This window comes from Leisingera sp. S2M4, from assembly GCF_055398055.1.
In genome coordinates, this window is record NZ_AP040861.1 from 1303393 (window position 1) to 1319232 (window position 15840).

15 protein-coding genes are annotated in these 15840 nt (G+C 67.3%); 10 read left to right on the forward strand and 5 right to left on the reverse strand.

From position 1 onward, the window contains the following. Positions 1 to 28 precede the first annotated feature (28 nt). Entirely contained in the window at positions 29 to 1726 is a 1698-nt protein-coding gene (locus ACZ52D_RS06430) for a Y-family DNA polymerase (RefSeq protein WP_464442888.1), read from the reverse strand. A 123-nt stretch (positions 1727 to 1849) separates the two neighbouring features. On the opposite strand from ACZ52D_RS06430, the gene ACZ52D_RS06435 reads away from it, so the two are divergent. Next, positions 1850 to 2326 carry a c-type cytochrome gene (locus ACZ52D_RS06435; RefSeq protein WP_369930174.1) on the forward strand — a complete coding sequence of 159 codons (477 nt, stop codon included), beginning with the start codon at positions 1850 to 1852 and terminating at the stop codon, positions 2324 to 2326. A 36-nt stretch (positions 2327 to 2362) separates the two neighbouring features. Here ACZ52D_RS06435 and ACZ52D_RS06440 read toward each other — a convergent pair whose 3' ends face one another. Continuing rightward, a complete protein-coding gene (locus ACZ52D_RS06440; RefSeq protein ID WP_222454667.1) occupies positions 2363 to 2980 on the reverse strand; it encodes a TetR/AcrR family transcriptional regulator in 618 nt (205 codons plus the stop codon). A gap of 187 nt (positions 2981 to 3167) precedes the next feature. Here ACZ52D_RS06440 and mbfA point away from each other — a divergent pair, with 187 nt between their 5' ends. The 5 genes from mbfA (at position 3168) to ACZ52D_RS06465 (ending at position 8402) form a co-directional block, all read left to right on the forward strand. After that, positions 3168 to 4142 (forward strand): iron exporter MbfA, encoded by a 975-nt coding sequence (mbfA, locus tag ACZ52D_RS06445; RefSeq protein WP_464442889.1) that lies wholly within the window; start codon positions 3168 to 3170, stop codon positions 4140 to 4142. A 356-nt stretch (positions 4143 to 4498) separates the two neighbouring features. Next, positions 4499 to 5443 carry an AEC family transporter gene (locus ACZ52D_RS06450; RefSeq protein WP_222454665.1) on the forward strand — a complete coding sequence of 315 codons (945 nt, stop codon included), beginning with the start codon at positions 4499 to 4501 and terminating at the stop codon, positions 5441 to 5443. Between the two features lie 136 nt (positions 5444 to 5579). Next, a complete protein-coding gene (gene fghA, locus ACZ52D_RS06455; RefSeq protein ID WP_464442890.1) occupies positions 5580 to 6413 on the forward strand; it encodes an S-formylglutathione hydrolase in 834 nt (277 codons plus the stop codon). 28 nt (positions 6414 to 6441) lie between these two features. Beyond that, positions 6442 to 7947 (forward strand): Si-specific NAD(P)(+) transhydrogenase, encoded by a 1506-nt coding sequence (gene sthA, locus ACZ52D_RS06460; protein ID WP_222454663.1) that lies wholly within the window; start codon positions 6442 to 6444, stop codon positions 7945 to 7947. Beyond that, complete coding sequence (locus tag ACZ52D_RS06465) at positions 7944 to 8402, forward strand: YaiI/YqxD family protein (protein ID WP_222454662.1); 459 nt, start codon at positions 7944 to 7946, stop codon at positions 8400 to 8402. The genes sthA and ACZ52D_RS06465 overlap by 4 nt, the downstream gene beginning before the upstream one ends. A 56-nt stretch (positions 8403 to 8458) precedes the next feature. Here ACZ52D_RS06465 and rpiB read toward each other — a convergent pair whose 3' ends face one another. Next, entirely contained in the window at positions 8459 to 8908 is a 450-nt protein-coding gene (gene rpiB / locus ACZ52D_RS06470) for a ribose 5-phosphate isomerase B (protein ID WP_222454661.1), read from the reverse strand. A 288-nt stretch (positions 8909 to 9196) separates the two neighbouring features. On the opposite strand from rpiB, the gene ACZ52D_RS06475 reads away from it, so the two are divergent. Both ACZ52D_RS06475 and ACZ52D_RS06480 read left to right on the forward strand, forming a co-directional pair. After that, entirely contained in the window at positions 9197 to 10159 is a 963-nt protein-coding gene (locus ACZ52D_RS06475; protein ID WP_369930161.1) for a DMT family transporter, read from the forward strand. Between the two features lie 10 nt (positions 10160 to 10169). After that, complete coding sequence (locus ACZ52D_RS06480; protein WP_464442891.1) at positions 10170 to 10817, forward strand: HAD family hydrolase; 648 nt, start codon at positions 10170 to 10172, stop codon at positions 10815 to 10817. A gap of 75 nt (positions 10818 to 10892) precedes the next feature. On the opposite strand, the gene ACZ52D_RS06485 is transcribed toward ACZ52D_RS06480, so the two are convergent. Then, positions 10893 to 12146 (reverse strand): MFS transporter, encoded by a 1254-nt coding sequence (locus ACZ52D_RS06485; RefSeq protein ID WP_464442892.1) that lies wholly within the window; start codon positions 12144 to 12146, stop codon positions 10893 to 10895. A gap of 178 nt (positions 12147 to 12324) precedes the next feature. On the opposite strand from ACZ52D_RS06485, the gene zapE reads away from it, so the two are divergent. Both zapE and ACZ52D_RS06495 read left to right on the forward strand, forming a co-directional pair. Beyond that, positions 12325 to 13398, forward strand: a complete 1074-nt coding sequence (gene zapE, locus ACZ52D_RS06490; protein ID WP_464442893.1) for a cell division protein ZapE — start codon at positions 12325 to 12327, stop codon at positions 13396 to 13398. Next, a complete protein-coding gene (locus ACZ52D_RS06495) occupies positions 13395 to 14300 on the forward strand; it encodes a bestrophin family protein (RefSeq protein ID WP_464442894.1) in 906 nt (301 codons plus the stop codon). The genes zapE and ACZ52D_RS06495 overlap by 4 nt, the downstream gene beginning before the upstream one ends. Positions 14301 to 14491: 191 nt before the next feature. Here ACZ52D_RS06495 and ACZ52D_RS06500 read toward each other — a convergent pair whose 3' ends face one another. Continuing rightward, positions 14492 to 15760: a bifunctional folylpolyglutamate synthase/dihydrofolate synthase gene (locus ACZ52D_RS06500; protein WP_464442895.1), complete on the reverse strand. Its 1269-nt coding sequence runs from the start codon at positions 15758 to 15760 to the stop codon at positions 14492 to 14494. Positions 15761 to 15840 lie beyond the last annotated feature (80 nt).

Below are 15840 nucleotides of genomic sequence, written 5' to 3' on the forward strand. Positions count from 1 at the left end.
GCTTCGCTGCGGAACGAAGCGTGCCGCCTCAGGCAAAGCTGCCCTGGCAGAACCAGCCGGGTGACAGCGCCGCGCCATGGGCAAAGAACAGCCACAGCTTGGCCCCGCAGCAGCTCACCACCACCCAGTAATCGCGCACGCCGTTGCGCCAGTTCGGATCTTCCAGCCACCACTCCGGCGCGATCCGCTCCGGACCTTCTGCCGCTGCCACCTGCCAGTTGCGACCGCGCCAGCGGAACTCCGGCGGCAGGTCGGGGCGCGGAGCTGCGCTGACCAGCTCGGGGGGCCACAGCAGCAGCGGTCGCGGTCGCAGCGGCCGCGGCCACGGCTCCGCCGCCGGTTCGCTCCACGCCGCCGCCTGTACGCTAAATCGCTTTTCGGGGATGTGGCTGTCTGCCGGATGCAGGCGGGTGATCGCCTCCAGCCCCAGTCGCGCGCCCAGGCGGCCAACCAGGTCCTCCAGCGCGACGCCGTCCGGCTGCCCCTGCTGGCGCGCCCGGGCCGCCGCCCCCGCCTGAAGATGGCCAACAGGCGCGCGGGTGTGGATGGCCTCGGCCCGGGTCACCTCCAGCCGCAGCATGTCGATGCCGAAACCGGCGTCGATCTGCTCCAGCTTCATCGCCAGCAGCGGGCGGATCCGGTCCGGTTCCCGGCTGGCCCGCGCCAGGCCGGTGCTGACCGCCTCCATCGCCTGATCGCAGCGATGCGCTTCCAGCCGCAGCACCCGCGCGCCCTTGCCGCGCGCCGCAAGCCGGGCGCAGAGCCGCGGCAGCATCCGGTCCAGCGCCGCCAGCAGGTCCTCCATCAGCCCGATCGGCTCCGGCAGGGTCAGCCGCACCGCAAAATGGTCGGGCTCCCGCGCGGGCGAGACCGGCTCCGGCGCACTGCCCATCGCCTGGTCCAGCCGCGCCACCAGCCCGCGGCCAAAGCGCCGTGCCAGGCTGGACCGCGGCTGCGCCAGAAGATCGCCGATCCGCCGCAGCCCCAACCGGTTCAGCTGCGCCACCGTGGCCGCCTCCAGCCGCAGCGCCGCCACCGGCAAGGGGGCCAGCGCCGCACGGGTCTGGCCCGGCGCGGAAATTCGCGCCTGCGGTCCTTTTGCGGTTTCGCCTGCGGCCTGCACATGCACCTGCGGCGCGCGGCCGCCCCGGCTCCAGTGCCGCCGCTTCTGCGCCCGGGCGCGGGTGGCGCGCGCCTCCTGCTCGATGGCGTCACCGCTGCGCCCGCCGCCGGTTGTCGCCAGCGGCTCAGCGCCGCCGTAACGGGCCAGGGCCCAGGCCGCCCCCACCGTATCGGCAAGCCCCATGTGCAGGCTCAGCCCGATATCGGCGCAATCCTGCGCCACCGCCTGCGTCAGCGCCGTCTCGCCCCCGAACAGATGCGCGCAGCCGCTGATGTCCAGGGTCAACCCGTCCTCCCCCGCCTCTGCCACCCAGGGGGTAAACCGCCCGGCCCAGCGCCGGAGCGCCGCCAGGAAGGCCGCCTCCGCCGCCGGGTTGCGAGACCGCACCCGCAGCGTCGCGCACATCGCATGCGCGTCGCGCAACGACTGCCCCGGATGCAGCCCCGCGGCCTCCGCCGCCGCATTTAACGCGGTGATAACCTGACTGTTGGACACTTCTGCGGCCACGACCAGCGGCCCGGCAATATCGCCGCGCTCCGCCCGCAGGATGCGCTCCGCCCCAAGACGCGGAAACCAAAGCGACAGGATACGGCGGTGAGACATGAATCAAAGCGCAGAACTGGGTGGCCGAGGCCAGGTTTGCAGAACGGATGTGGAGGTATGGCAGGCTATGTTCTTATTTTGTTCCAATCTGACGATTCGGTCAATCCGCGCCGAGGCCCACCGATGAGCCGCCTGCCACACCGCGGCACACTGCTGCTCGCGCTCCTGCTGCTGCTCGCCACCGTCAGCACCACGCCGGTCACCGCCCGCAATGCCATCAGCACGCCTGTCAGCCAGCGCATCGCTTTGATGAGCGCCCAGAAAGCGGCGATGGAAGTGCTGACCGGCATGACCACCGGACGCACCGGTTTCGATCGCCGGAAAGCGCGCAACGCCCGCCGCCAGCTGATCCGCTCCACCGCGGCCATTCCCCGCCGCTTTCGCAAGCAGCATCTGGACCCGGCCTCGCACGCGCGCCCGACGATCTGGCCCAGCTGGCAAGACTTCAAGATCCGCGCCTCGCGGGCCGAAAAGGCCGCGCGCGCCCTCAACACCCGGTCCCTGACCGGCCTGCGCCGCACGCTGCCGACGCTGATGCAAAGCTGTCTCAGCTGTCACCAGACCTACCGGGAAACGCCCAACCGCTTCATCACCCACTGATCCCTGCCCGGGCACTGGCGCGGGGACGTCAGGCGGTCAGCTGCCGTAGCGCGCCATGAAGGTCTCGATCGCGCCGTCGATCACCCGCGCCAACTCGGCTTCTGTAAAGCTTTCGTCGATCTTGAACAGGAAGCGCAGGAAGACATCCGCCTTGCACATCTCCAGAAACTGCGCCGCGGCCAGATCGACATCGGCGATCCGCAGCTCCCCGCGTGAGACGGCAAGTTCGAGATAATCGCGCAGGTTCTCCTGCATCACCAGCGGGCCGTTGCGATAGAACATCGCCCCCAGCTCCGGGAATCGGTCAGCCTCTGCCACGAAGATCCGAAACAGGCGCAGGCTGTAGCCGCCCAGCAGCACCGCATGCAGCCGCTCGCCCGCAATCCGCAGCACCTCGCGCGGGCCACGACAGCCGGCCGCCAGCGACACCATGCTGTCCGCCTGCTCCACGCAGGCGGCGCGCACAACCTCCATGAACAGCTCCCGCTTGTCCGGAAAATAGCTGTAGAGCGTTGCCTTGGACACGCCAGCCACCTTGGCGATCTTGTCGACGCCGGCCCCTTCGAAGCCATCAGAGAGAAACACCTCGCGGGCGCCCTCCAGGACCTGGTCGAATTTCCGGCCCCGGCGCAGAATGCCGGTCTGATGATTCATCACGTGTCCTTTGGCTGTGGTCGGTGGGCTAAGGCGGCGGTCAGTACGGCTACGGTCAGCATCCAGATCTGCCCCTAATGTAATCCAGCCGTGGCGATTGCAACAGGTCTGCGACAACCGCTTGCGGTCGGGACGATCTGACGCCATATTTAGAACAATTCTAAATTGGATGCGAATGAGGCAACAGATGCAGCTCTTCACCCAGCGCAGACGCCTGGCCAGCCTGTCAGAGCAGGAAGTCCTCGCCCTGGCGATCTCCGCCGAGGAGGAGGACGCGCGGATCTACCGCAGCTACGCCGCCCGGCTGCGCGCGGATTACCCGGCCAGCGCCGCCCTGTTCGACGGCATGGCGGCCGAGGAGGACGACCACCGCGCCCGGCTGATTGCCCTGCATGAGGCCCGCTTCGGGACCGATATCCCGCTGATCCGGCGCGAGCATGTGGCGGGGTTTCACACCCGCCGCCCGGTATGGCTGCTGGATGGTCTCAGCCTGCCCCGCATTCGCGCCGAGGCGCAGGCGATGGAGGCCACCGCCGAACGGTTCTACGCCGCCGCCGCCCGCCGCTGCCAGGACGCCGCCACCCGCCGCCTGCTGGGCGACCTCGCCGCCGCCGAAGCCGACCACCAGGCCAGCGCAGGCCGTCTCGAGGATCGCCACCTGGACGTGGAAAGCCGGGCGCAGGAGGACCAGGACGCCCACCGCCAGTTCCTGCTGACCTGGGTGCAACCGGGGCTGGCAGGGCTGATGGATGGCTCGGTCTCGACGCTGGCGCCGATCTTCGCCACCGCCTTTGCCACCCAGGACACCTGGACCACCTTCTTGGTCGGCACGGCGGCCTCGGTCGGCGCCGGGATTTCCATGGGCTTCACCGAAGCCGCCTCGGATGACGGCCAGCTGTCGGGCCGCGGCTCACCGCTGAAACGCGGGCTGGCGTCGGGAGTGATGACCACGCTGGGCGGCCTGGGCCACGCCCTGCCCTATCTGATCCCCGAGTTCTGGACCGCCACCACGCTGGCGCTGCTGATCGTCTTCGTGGAGCTCTGGGCAATCGCCTGGATCCAGAACCGATTCATGCAGACACCGTTCTGGCGGGCCACCATGCAGGTGGTGCTGGGCGGTGCGTTGGTGCTCGGCGCTGGCGCATTGATTGGCAGCGGCTAGCCCCGGCCCGTCCTGCCGCGCGGGCGCATTGCGGCAAGGACGACAAGCGGGACCAGACAAGCGCTCCCGCCCGCGCCGCGGCAGTCACCGACTGCCCCTCCCGGTTGGGCCCGGCAGCGCTGGCGCGCTGCGGTCGGCGGCCTTGCGCGGCCCGCACCGTGCCCCGCACGGTGCCACGCCCAACTGAGACGGGCCTGCGCCAGCAGGTTCAGGATCAGGCGGGAGCCCCCCCCTTGCGGCAGTCGGCGACCGCCCGCCCCTGCGACGCTCCCGAGAACCGTCCGCATATGCTCGTCCCAAGGTCCGGGTAAAAAACGCCCTTTGCCAATTGGTCAAATCCGGTTACCAATCCGCAAATGGCTGAGATCTTTTTTCGCACCCTGCCCTTCTTCGCTATCATCGGCCTCGGCTACTACGCCGGGCGCAGCCGTTTCTTCACCGAGGAAGCCACCGCTTACCTGACGAAATTCGTTTTCTTCTTTCCCTTGTCGGCGATGATCTTTCGCTTCGCCGCCAATCTCTCCTTTGCCGAGATCTTCAACCCGACCCTGATCCTCAGCTACCTGGCAGGCACTCTGGCGGTCTACGTGCTGGTCACCGTGGTGGCGCTGGTGCGCGGGCTGGACATGCCCACCGCTGCGGTCGAGGCGCAATGCGCCGCCATCGGCAATGTCGGCTTTCTCGGATTGCCGATGATGGCGATCCTGTTCGGCCCGGCCTCGGTGGCGCCGATGATGGTGGTGCTGAGCGTCGACCTGGTGGTGTTCTCCTCGCTGATCGTCATCTTCATCAATGCCGGTCGGGGTCAGGGGCTGCGACTGGCGACCTTGAAACTGGTCGGGCTGGGGCTGCTGAAGAACCCGATGATCCTGTCGATCGTGGCGGGTCTCGCCTGGTCCGCTTCCGCCTGGACAATCCCGGTGCCAGTCAATGACTTCCTGACCATCCTCGGCGGAGCGGCGACACCGGGCGCGCTGTTTGCCATCGGTGCCTCGCTGGCCTCGAAATCGGCCGAGCGGGTGCAGATCGCGGGCTGGCTCAGCTTTGCCAAGCTGGTCCTGCACCCGGCCTGCGTGGCGGTATGCGTGCTGTGGCTGATCCCGGCCAGCCCCTATGCGGCGATGGTGGCCATCGCCGCTGCCTCGCTGCCGGTGGCGGGCAATGTCTACATGCTGGCGCAGCACTATGGCGTCGCCCCGCAGCGCGCCTCGGCGGCAATCCTGATCTCTACCGTGCTGTCGATCGTCACCGTGCCCGCCGTCATTGCCTGGGTCTCCGGACTCGCCACCTCCGGCGGCTGAAGCTGGCGCACCGCGACAGATTTGCGATTTCGCATCCCTTTCTGACGCAAAAACCGGTACAGCCGCCGCCCCGCTGCTGGACCCCGGCCCGCGCAAGCGGTAGCGATAGGGCAAAGCGATCCAAGGGAGCCTGACCATGGAAACCATCTCCGAAAATGCCGCCTTTGGCGGTATCCAGGGCGTATACAAACACGCCAGCACCGCCACCGGCTGCGACATGACCTTTGGCCTGTTCCTGCCCGAGGAAGCCAAGGACGGCCCGGTCCCGCTGCTGTGGTATCTCTCGGGACTGACCTGCACCCATGAAAACGCCATGACCAAGGCGGGCGCACAGGCCTGGTGCGCCGAACAGGGCATCGCCATCGTCTTCCCCGACACCTCGCCCCGCGGCGAAGGCGTGGCCGACGATGACGCCTACGACCTGGGCCAGGGCGCGGGCTTTTACGTCAACGCCACGCAGCAGCCCTGGGCCCCGCATTTCCGCATGTGGGACTATGTCGCCGAGGAACTGCCCGCGCTTCTGGGTGAAAACTTTGCCATCGACCTGGACCGCCAGGCGATCACCGGCCATTCGATGGGCGGCCACGGCGCACTGACGCTGGCGATGAACCTGCCGGGCCGCTACAAATCGGTCTCTGCCTTTGCACCGATCTGCAACCCCACCGCGTCGGACTGGGGCCGCAAGCAGCTGAGCGCCTATCTGGGCGACGACGAGGCCGCCTGGGCCAGGCATGACGCCAGCCTCCTGATGCGCGAGGCAGGCTTTGATGGCCCGGTGCTGGTCGACACCGGCACCGCCGACCAGTTCATCGATCTTCTGAAGCCCGAGGCGCTGGCCGCCGCCGTGGCCGAGCGCCGCCAGCAGGCCACCCTGCGCCTGCAGCCGGGCTACGACCACAGCTACTTCTTCGTATCGACCTTCATGGAGGACCACATCGCCTTCCATGCCGATGCGTTGTATCAGAACTGAAGCACCCCAGGGAAAAGGACCGCGGCCCATGAGCGACGAATTCGACTATGACCTGATCATCATCGGTTCCGGCCCCTCGGGCCGCACCGCCGCCATTCAGGCCGCCAAGCTGAAACGCCGGGTGCTGGTGATCGACCGCAAGGATCGTCTCGGCGGGGTGTCGGTGCATACAGGCACCGTGCCCTCCAAGACCCTGCGCGAAACCGTGCTGAACCTGACCGGCTGGCGCGAACGCTCGTTCTACGGCCGCGCCTACCGGGTCAAGGACCAGATCCGCGCCGAGGATCTGAAGGCGCGGCTGCACATGACCCTCGATCACGAGGTCGACGTGCTGGAACACCAGTTCAACCGCAACCACGTCGACATGCTGGCCGGCATGGCGCATTTCGTCGGTCCGAACGAGGTCGAGGTGGAGATCGAGGCGGGCGACACCACGCGGGTCACCGGCGAGAAATTCATCATCGCCACCGGCACCCGCACCTACCGCCCCGATTACGTGCCGTTCAACGGCAAGACCGTGGTCGACGGGGATGAGTTCCTGGAGATGGAGGAGATCCCGCGCTCGCTGATCGTGGTCGGTGCCGGGGTGATCGGGGTGGAATATGCCACCATGTTCTCGGCTCTGGACGTGCGCGTTACCCTGATCGAGCCGCGCGACACCTTCCTTGATTTCATCGACCGCACCCTGATCCAGGAATTCACCCATCAGATCCGCGAGAACGGCGTCGACCTGCGGCTCGGCTCCGCGATCGAAAAGATCGAGGACGAGGGCGAGCACATCGAGGTGACGCTGGCCAACGGTCGCCACGTGCGCGGCGAGATGCTGCTGTTCGCGGCCGGGCGCATGGGCAACACCGAGCGGCTGAACCTCAAGGCGGTGGGGCTGGAAACCGACCATCGCGGCCGCCTCGAGGTGACCCGCAAGACCTACCAGACCAAGGTTCCGCACATCTATGCCACCGGCGACGTGATCGGCCATCCCTCGCTGGCCTCGACCTCGCTGCAGCAGGGCCGCGTCGCCGCCTGCCACGCGATGAATGTCCCGACGGTCCCCGAAAGCCCCTGGTTCCCCTATGGCATCTATTCGGTGCCGGAAATGTCCACCTGCGGCATGTCCGAGGAAGAGCTGCAGGAGCGCGGCGTGCCATACGAGGTCGGCATCGCCCGCTTCCGCGAAACCTCGCGCGGGCACATCATGGGGCTGGAACATGGCATGCTGAAGATGCTGTTCTCGCTGAAGACCCGCCGCGTGCTGGGCGTGCAGATCGTCGGCGAAGGCGCGACCGAGCTGATCCACATCGCCCAGGCGGTGCTGAACCTGCAAGGCACGGTGGACTACTTCGTGCAGAACACCTTCAACTACCCGACCCTGGCCGAGGCCTACAAGATCGCCGGTCTGGATGCCTTCAACCGGATGCCGATCCCCGATGAATTCCGGGTCAAGAAGCCGGCCAGCCGCAAGGCCAAGCCCGCCGACAAGGCGGAGAAAACGGACAAGGCGGACCAGAAGGCAGAGAAGAAGGCGGCGGAGTGAGCGCGCTCTACATCGACGCTGACGCCTGCCCGGTCAAGGCCGAGGCCGAACGGGTCGCCACCCGTCACGGCCTGCGCATGTTCGTGGTCTCCAACGGCGGCCTGCGGCCCTCGGCCAATCCGCTGGTGGAGAACGTGATCGTGGATCAGGGGGCCGATGTGGCCGACATGTGGATCGCAGAGCGCTGCGGGCCGGGCGATGTGGTGGTGACCGGGGACATCCCGCTCGCCGCCAAATGCATCGAGGCCGGCGCGCGCGTGCTGCGCCACAACGGCGAACGGTTCACCGAGGCCAATATCGGCCAGCAGCTGGCGATGCGTGACCTGATGGCAGACCTGCGCGCCGCCAACCCCTTGGGCATGCAGGGCGGCGGCAAGGGCTTCACCAAGGCCGACCGCTCGCGGTTCCTCGACGCGCTGGAGCGCGAGCTGCGCGCCGCCAAGGCCCAGGGCTAGCCAAGGCTAGCAGGGCCGGGCGCTGACGCGCGCCCGACCCGACAGACAGGCTGTGCTCAGCCTTCGATCTCGGAGATCATCTCCACCCGCGTGCCGTGACGGCCGCCTTCGAATTCGGTGGACAGGAAGGCTTCGACGATCTCCAGCGCCAGGCCTTCGCCCACCACCCGTGCGCCGATCGACAGCATGTTGGCGTTGTTGTGCGCGCGGATCATCTTGGCCGAGAACGTGTCCGAGCAGACGCCGCAGCGGATGCCCTTCACCTTGTTGGCGGCCATCATGATGCCCTGGCCGGTGCCGCACAGCACGATGCCCAGCGGGAATTCACCCGAAGCCACACGCCGCGCCGCGGCCTCGCCGTGCTTGGGGTAATGGGTGCTTTCCGGGGTGGCGGGGCCGATGTCCTCGACCTCCCAGCCCAGCGAAGCGACATGGGCGGCAACGGCCTGACGCAGCTCGATGGCGGCGTGGTCGCTGGAAAGAACGATGCGTTTGCTGTCAGTCATGACGTTTTGGGTCCTATGTCTTGGGTACCCGGCCGGACGGCCTGCGGGCCGCTTATGGCGCTGGTCCGGGTCTCCAGGTTTTCAGATCAAAGGCGCGGGCCTCGCTGCCCTCTACCGCATCCGCTGCCGATGCCCAATGGCTTTGTGCGGCCGCTGCCCGGACATTTGCCCGCAGTGTCCCCCGTGGCCGCCCGGCACGGGCGGAAAATCTGAAATTTTCCGCCCCGCCCCATTGCCCCGTTTTGCCAGTTGCGCCACTGATGGCGGCACAACCGGAACGGAGCCCACATGAGCGCAGAGATCAGGATCAGCGTCCCCGGACTGTTGGCCGCGGCAGGGGCCGGCATCGCCTTTTCCGTCATCGACATGATCTTCAAGTTCCTGTCCGGCGACTACCCGCTTTACGAGATGGTGCTGTTCCGCTCGGTGGTGGCGATCTGCGTGATGCTGGCGATCATCATGCCGCTGGAAGGCGGCTACCACCTGTTGCGGACCCACCGCCCGCGCCTACACCTGCTGCGCTGTTGCATGGTGCTGCTGGCCAATATCTTCTTTTTCACCGGCCTCGCCATCATGCCGCTGGCCGAAGCGGTGGCGATTTCCTTTGCCACGCCGCTGATCGTCACCACCCTGTCGGCGCTGCTGCTGGGCGAACGCCCCGGCCCGTGGCGCTGGGGCGCGGTCTTTGCGGGCTTCCTCGGGGTGCTCATCATCATGCGCCCCGGCACCAGCGCCTTTCAGGCGGCGGCCGTGCTGCCCCTGTTGGGAGCCTGCGGCTATGCCGCGCTGCATGTGCTGACCCGCCGCGCAGGCAATGCCGAGGCCGGTGCCACCATGGCATTCTACCCGATGCTGGGCTTTCTGATCGTCAGCGCCCTCGCCGGGCTGCTGTTCGGCGACGGACGCTATGCCACCGGCAGCAGCCCGGCGCTCGACTTCATCCTGCGGGCCTGGATCTGGCCCGCCCCCGAGGACTGGCCCTATCTGATCGGCGTCGGCCTCGCTGGCTCCGTCGGCGGCTACCTGGTGACCCAGGCCTACCGCCTGAACGAGGCCACCCTGGCCGCCCCCTTCGAATATATCGCCATGCCGATGTCGGTGCTCTGGGGCGTGCTGATCTTCAACGAGTGGCCCGACGCCCCGGTCTGGATCGGCAGCAGCCTGATCGTCGCCTCCGGGCTGGTCTCCCTCTGGCGCGAGACCCGCCGCAACCGCCCCGCAACCCGTCCCCGCCCACGTGCAGAAGGATAAGAACTCCATCATGACCCCGGACACCGCAGCCACCGCCGCCCCGATCGACGCCGTCGTCTTTGACATCGGCCGCGTGCTGATCGAATGGGAGCCCGAAGCCTTCTACGACAGCCGCATCGGCGAAGACCGCCGCCAGCAGCTCTTTGCCGACGTCCCGCTGCACGATGTCAACCTCGAGATCGACCGGGGCGCCCCCTTCCGGCAATCGATCGAGGATCTGGCCGCGGAACACCCCGCCTGGAGCGAGGAGATCCGCTGGTGGCACGATTGCTGGCTGGACATGGTCCCGCGCGAAATCGCCCATACGGTGCGGCTGAAACAGGCGCTGCGCGCACGCAGCATCCCGGTCTTCGCACTCAGCAATTTCGGGGCCGACACCTTTGACATCGCCTGCGAACGCTATCCGTTCCTGCAGGAGTTCGACCACGCCTTCGTCTCGGCGCATCTGAAATGCATCAAGCCCGATGCCGAGATCTATACCATCCTCGAACGCGAAACCGGGGTTGCGCCGCAGCGCCTGCTGTTCACCGACGACCGCCCGGAAAACATCGCCGCCGCCGAAAGCCGCGGCTGGCAGACCCACCTGTTCACCACCCCCGCCCCCTTTGCGCAGCGGCTGGTGCAGCACGGGCTGCTGACAGCCGAAGAAGCCGCCTGAACCGCCGCGTCCGTCCGGTTGGGAATATGTCGGGGGCGGCCAGCAGCCGCCCCGGTTTCGCTGCTTCCGTCTGCCTCAGCCCGCCGCAATGGCCGCGTCGGCGCGCGGCAGCGGGCGTTCCTTCACCGGCAGATGCACGATGGCGCTGAACGCCCCGACACCGACACCGATCCACCACACCAGCGTGTAATCGCCATAGGCGTCATACATCCGCCCACCCAACCAGACGCCCAGGAAGCTACCCAGCTGGTGGCTGAAGAACACGATGCCATAAAGCGTACCCATGTAGCGCAGGCCGTAGATATGGGCGACCAGACCCGAGGTCAGCGGCACCGTCGCCAGCCACAAAGAGCCCATCGCCACCGAGAAGATGATGACGCTGAGCGGCGTGATCGGGAACAGGATGAAGGCCGCCGCCGCCAGCGTCCGCCCGGTATAGATCGCCGCCAGCAGGTATTTCTTGGAGTAGCGCTTGCCCAGGTAGCCGGCCAGCAGGGTGCCCCCCACATTGGCCGCCCCGATCAGCGAGATCGCAACCGCCCCCAGCGCCGAAGTCGAGGTGATGCCCATCGAATGCAGCATGCCGCCCGGCTGGATCGGCCCGCACATCTCGGTCACGAAGGCGGGGAAATGCGCGGTGACAAAGGCCAGCTGGTAGCCGCAGCTGAAAAAGCCCAGGAAGATCAGCGTGTAGGACGGATCCCTGAAGGCTTTCATCAGGATCGTGCCCATGCTCTCTTCCAGCTCGGCGCGGCTGGCGGGTTCGGGCGCGCGCATCAGCGGCAGCGTCAGGATCAGCGCCAGCACCACCCCGGCAAAAACCACGAAGATCGTCTGCCACGGCAGGAAAGTCAGCATCCACTCCGCCGTCGGCGCGCCGAAGATCTGCCCGGCAGAGCCCGCGGCGGTAACAATCGCCAGCGACATCGAGCGGTTCTCGTCAGAGCTGGCCCGGCCCACCACCGCCAGCACCACGCCAAAGCCGGTGCCGGCGATGCCAAAGCCCACCAGCCATTCATAGGCCTGCATCTCGAACGGCGTGGTCGAGACCGCGCTCAGCACCAGCCCGGCGGCATAGACCAGCGCCCCCAGCACGATCGCCTTGCGGTCGCCGATCTTCTCGGCCAGGGCGCCGAAAATCGGCTGGCCGATACCCCAGGCAAGGTTCTGAATCGCAATCGCCAGCGAGAACTCGGCCCGCAGCCAGCCGAATTCCTCGGCGATCGGGATCTGGAAGACACCGAAGGAGGCGCGCACCGCAAAGCTCACCATGATGATGATGCAGCCGACGATCAGAACGGGGGTAAACAGCGGCGCCGGACGGTCCATGGGTCTCTCCTGAAGTTTGCGCAGACCTTAGGCAAAACCCCGCCGCCGTCAAATCAGGATTATTGCGTGACCGGTTAAGGAGAATTGATGCGATGGACGCCACTCAGCCAGCGATTGCAAGCGCTTGCCTGCACGCACCCGCTTCCCATCCCCCGCGCCCCGCGCTATGGCTTGCCCCATGACCCATCTGACCACGCTCTACCGGCAGAAAATCGACGCAGGCGAGCTGCAGCCCGATCCGGCGCAGCAGGCCGTTCTGCCCCATTTCGACCGTATCGCCGAGGGGCTGATGGCCCCGCCGGTGAAACGCGGGCTGTTCCGCAAGGCGCAGTACCAGCCGGTCAAGGGGCTGTACCTCTGGGGCGGCGTCGGGCGCGGCAAGTCGATGCTGATGGACCTTTTCGTCGACAGCCTCGACGGGGTGCCCTCGCGGCGGGTGCATTTCCACGCCTTCATGCAGGAGATCCACGCCAAGATGCACGAAGCCCGCCAGCGCGGTGTCGAGGATGCGCTGGCGCCGGTGGCCGCCGAAGTGGCCGACTCGGTGCGGCTCCTGGCGTTCGACGAGATGCAGATCACCGACATCACCGACGCGATGATCGTGGGCCGCCTGTTCGAAGCGCTGTTTGCTGCCGGGGTCACCGTGGTGACCACCTCCAACCGGGTGCCGGATGATCTGTACAAGGACGGGCTGAACCGGCAGCTGTTCCTGCCCTTCATCGACCTGATCAAGGCGCAGATGGACGTGCATGAAATGGTCAGCCCGACCGACTACCGGCAGAACCGGCTGACCGGGGCGCAGGTCTATTTCACCCCTGCCGGGGCCGAGGCCCGCGCCCGCATCGATGCGATCTGGACCGACCTCACCGGCGGCCCGGCGCAGCCGCTGACGCTGGAGGTGAAGGGCCGCGAGGTGGTCCTGCCCGCCTTCCGCAACGGTGTTGCGCGCGCCAGCTTCTATGACCTCTGCGGCAAAATGCTGGGGCCGGGCGACTACCTTGCCATCGCCGAAGCGGTCAAGGTGTTGGTGCTCGAGGACATTCCCCGCCTCAGCCGCAACAACTTCAACGAGGCCAAGCGCTTCGTTACCCTGATCGACGCGCTTTACGAGGCCGAGGTGCGGCTGATCTGCTCCGCCGCAGCCGAGCCGGAATTGCTCTATGTCGAGGGTGAGGGCACGTTTGAGTTCGAACGCACCGCCTCGCGCCTGCGCGAGATGCAGGACAAGGATTGGGGAGCCGAGGCGCGATGATCGTCCGCGACACGCCCAGCCGCTGGCAGCTGTTCCTGATCCTGAAGGGATCGGTGGTACCGCAGATCCTGCCCAACATCATCGGCGCCGCGCTCTGGGCCCTTCTGGTGCTGGTCCTGGACCGCTACGTCATGGCAATGCCGACCATCTCGATCGGCGCCATGGGGGTCTTCGGCCTGTCGCTCTCGCTGTTCCTGGGCTTTCGCAACAACGCCGCCTACGACCGATGGTGGGAGGCGCGCAAGATCTGGGGCCGCATGGTCTCCGACGTGCGCAGCCTGGCGCAGGAATTGCGGATCTTCGCGGGCAAGGGCGAGGACGAAGAGTTCATCCTGACCCGCATCCTCGCCTTTCATCACCTGCACCGTGCCCAGCTGCGCGGGGACGAGGTGGCGCAGATCGTTCGCCACTGGGTCGGCGCGGATGCGGCGGAGCAGCTGATGCGGCAGGAAAACGGCCCCAACGCCGCCCTGCGCGATATCGCCACCCGGCTGCGCGAAATGGCAGAGGACGGGCGCATAGACGGCTTCGGCCAACGCGCCCTGGCCGAACGCCTGGCTGCCTTCCCGGCTGCCCAGGCCGGCAATGAACGGCTGCTGACCACGCCGCTGCCGTTCGTCTACTCGCTGCTGGTCTGGCGCACGACCTATCTCTATTGCCTGCTGCTTCCCTTTGCCCTGCTGGACAGCGCAGGCTGGTTCGAACCCTTGGTGGCCGCGGTGGTGGCCTACGTCTTTTTCGGCCTGGCGCAGGTCACCCATGAGTTGGAACACCCGTTTCGCAAACAGGCCAACGCCGTGCCGCTGAGTGCGCTGTGCCGGGTGATGGAAATCTCGGTCTGCAACGCCCTCGGGCGCGAGGTGCCGCCGCGGCTGGCGCCGGTGGACCACGTTCTGGACTAGCGGCCGCGCAGCCGAGAAAGGGCCAAGATGGGGCGCTGCCCCCTCGGCCTTGCGGCCTCACCCCCGGAGTATTTCAGGGAAAGATGAAAAGCGGCAGGCCGCGCCGCGCCAGCGGCGCCCGGCCCAACGGGGTGAGATCGGCAGATCGAAACCGGGCGGGAGTACGCCGCCGCCCGCCGCGGACCGGAGCCTCAGCCGTTTTCGCGCAGGATATGGCCCGCGAGGTAAAGCGAGCCACAGATCAGCACCCGCGCCTGCGGGTCCTGCGCGACAATCGCCTGGAGCGCTGCAAGGGTACTGTCCGCCGTGCTGGCCTCGATCCCCACCGACTTCGCCGCGGCTTCGGTTTCCTCGGCGCTCAGCGTGTTCACTTCGTCGGGGATCGAAATTGCCGTCAGGCTCGCCACATGCGGGGCCAGCGGCGCCATGTAGCCGCTGACGTCCTTGGTGTTGAGCATGCCGCAGATCAGGTGGGTGGGGCGCGGCGGCAGCCCCGCCAGCACCTCTGCCAGCGCCACGCCCGCCGCGGCGTTGTGGCCACCGTCCAGCCACAGCTCGGCCTCCGGAGCCGCCTCGATCAGCGGTCCGGTCTTCAGCTTCTGCATCCGCGCGGGCCATTCGGCGTTGACCATCGCAGCTTCGCAGGCGGCCTCGTCGGCGCCGAGGTGGCGCAGCGCCGCCAAGGCGGCACCGGCGTTCTGCACCTGATGCGCGCCCAGCAGGGTCGGCAGCGGCAGGTCCAACAGGCCACGTTCATCCTGGAACACCAGCCGACCGCGCTCCTGCGTGACGTGCCACTGCTGGCCGTAGGCGATCAGCGGCGCGCCGAGGCGGGCGGCGGTGGCCTCGATCACCTCCATCGCCTCCTCGGGCTGCGGGCCGACCACCACCGGCACGCCGCGCTTGATGATGCCCGCCTTCTCGACGGCGATCTTGGCCAGCGTGTTGCCGAGGAACTGTTCATGGTCGATCGAGATCGGGGTGATCACCGACAGTTCCGGGGTGATCACGTTGGTGGCATCCAGCCGACCGCCCAGGCCGACTTCCAGCAGCGTGTAATCCGCAGGCGTGCGCGAGAACGCCAGCAGGCCCGCCACCGTGGTGATCTCGAAATAGGTGATGTTCTCGCCGCCGTTCTTCTCATAGCACTCGTCCAGCACCTCGGTCAGATGCGGCTCGGAGATCAGCTCACCCGCCAGCCGGATGCGCTCATGGAAGCGCGCCAGATGCGGCGAGGTATAGGCGTGCACCGATTTGCCCCAGCCCTCGAGGCCTGCACGGATCATCGCCTGGGTCGAGCCCTTGCCGTTGGTGCCCGCGATATGGATCACGGGCGGCAGCTTGTCCTGCGGGTTGTCCAGCGCCGCCAGCAGCCGCCAGACCCTATCCAGCGTCAGGTCGATGATCTTGGGGTGCAGTGCCATCATGCGGGCAAGGATCGCGTCGGAGGTCTGGGTCATGGCAAGCTCTGGTTACAGGCGGTTGTCGGGGTCTTGATGCAAAAACGTCCCGCCCGGTTGGGGGCGGGACGAGTGCTGCC

What these genes read in the sequence shown, in the direction of transcription:
- ACZ52D_RS06430 (WP_464442888.1), bottom strand. Translation starts at nt 1,726, where the DNA reads ATGTCTCACCGCCGTATCCTGTCGCTTTGGTTTCCGCGTCTTGGGGCG.
- ACZ52D_RS06435 (WP_369930174.1), top strand. Translation starts at nt 1,850, where the DNA reads ATGAGCCGCCTGCCACACCGCGGCACACTGCTGCTCGCGCTCCTGCTG.
- ACZ52D_RS06440 (WP_222454667.1), bottom strand. Translation starts at nt 2,980, where the DNA reads ATGAATCATCAGACCGGCATTCTGCGCCGGGGCCGGAAATTCGACCAG.
- mbfA (WP_464442889.1), top strand. Translation starts at nt 3,168, where the DNA reads ATGCAGCTCTTCACCCAGCGCAGACGCCTGGCCAGCCTGTCAGAGCAG.
- ACZ52D_RS06450 (WP_222454665.1), top strand. Translation starts at nt 4,499, where the DNA reads ATGGCTGAGATCTTTTTTCGCACCCTGCCCTTCTTCGCTATCATCGGC.
- fghA (WP_464442890.1), top strand. Translation starts at nt 5,580, where the DNA reads ATGGAAACCATCTCCGAAAATGCCGCCTTTGGCGGTATCCAGGGCGTA.
- sthA (WP_222454663.1), top strand. Translation starts at nt 6,442, where the DNA reads ATGAGCGACGAATTCGACTATGACCTGATCATCATCGGTTCCGGCCCC.
- rpiB (WP_222454661.1), bottom strand. Translation starts at nt 8,908, where the DNA reads ATGACTGACAGCAAACGCATCGTTCTTTCCAGCGACCACGCCGCCATC.
- ACZ52D_RS06475 (WP_369930161.1), top strand. Translation starts at nt 9,197, where the DNA reads ATGAGCGCAGAGATCAGGATCAGCGTCCCCGGACTGTTGGCCGCGGCA.
- ACZ52D_RS06480 (WP_464442891.1), top strand. Translation starts at nt 10,170, where the DNA reads ATGACCCCGGACACCGCAGCCACCGCCGCCCCGATCGACGCCGTCGTC.
- ACZ52D_RS06485 (WP_464442892.1), bottom strand. Translation starts at nt 12,146, where the DNA reads ATGGACCGTCCGGCGCCGCTGTTTACCCCCGTTCTGATCGTCGGCTGC.
- zapE (WP_464442893.1), top strand. Translation starts at nt 12,325, where the DNA reads ATGACCCATCTGACCACGCTCTACCGGCAGAAAATCGACGCAGGCGAG.
- ACZ52D_RS06495 (WP_464442894.1), top strand. Translation starts at nt 13,395, where the DNA reads ATGATCGTCCGCGACACGCCCAGCCGCTGGCAGCTGTTCCTGATCCTG.
- ACZ52D_RS06500 (WP_464442895.1), bottom strand. Translation starts at nt 15,760, where the DNA reads ATGACCCAGACCTCCGACGCGATCCTTGCCCGCATGATGGCACTGCAC.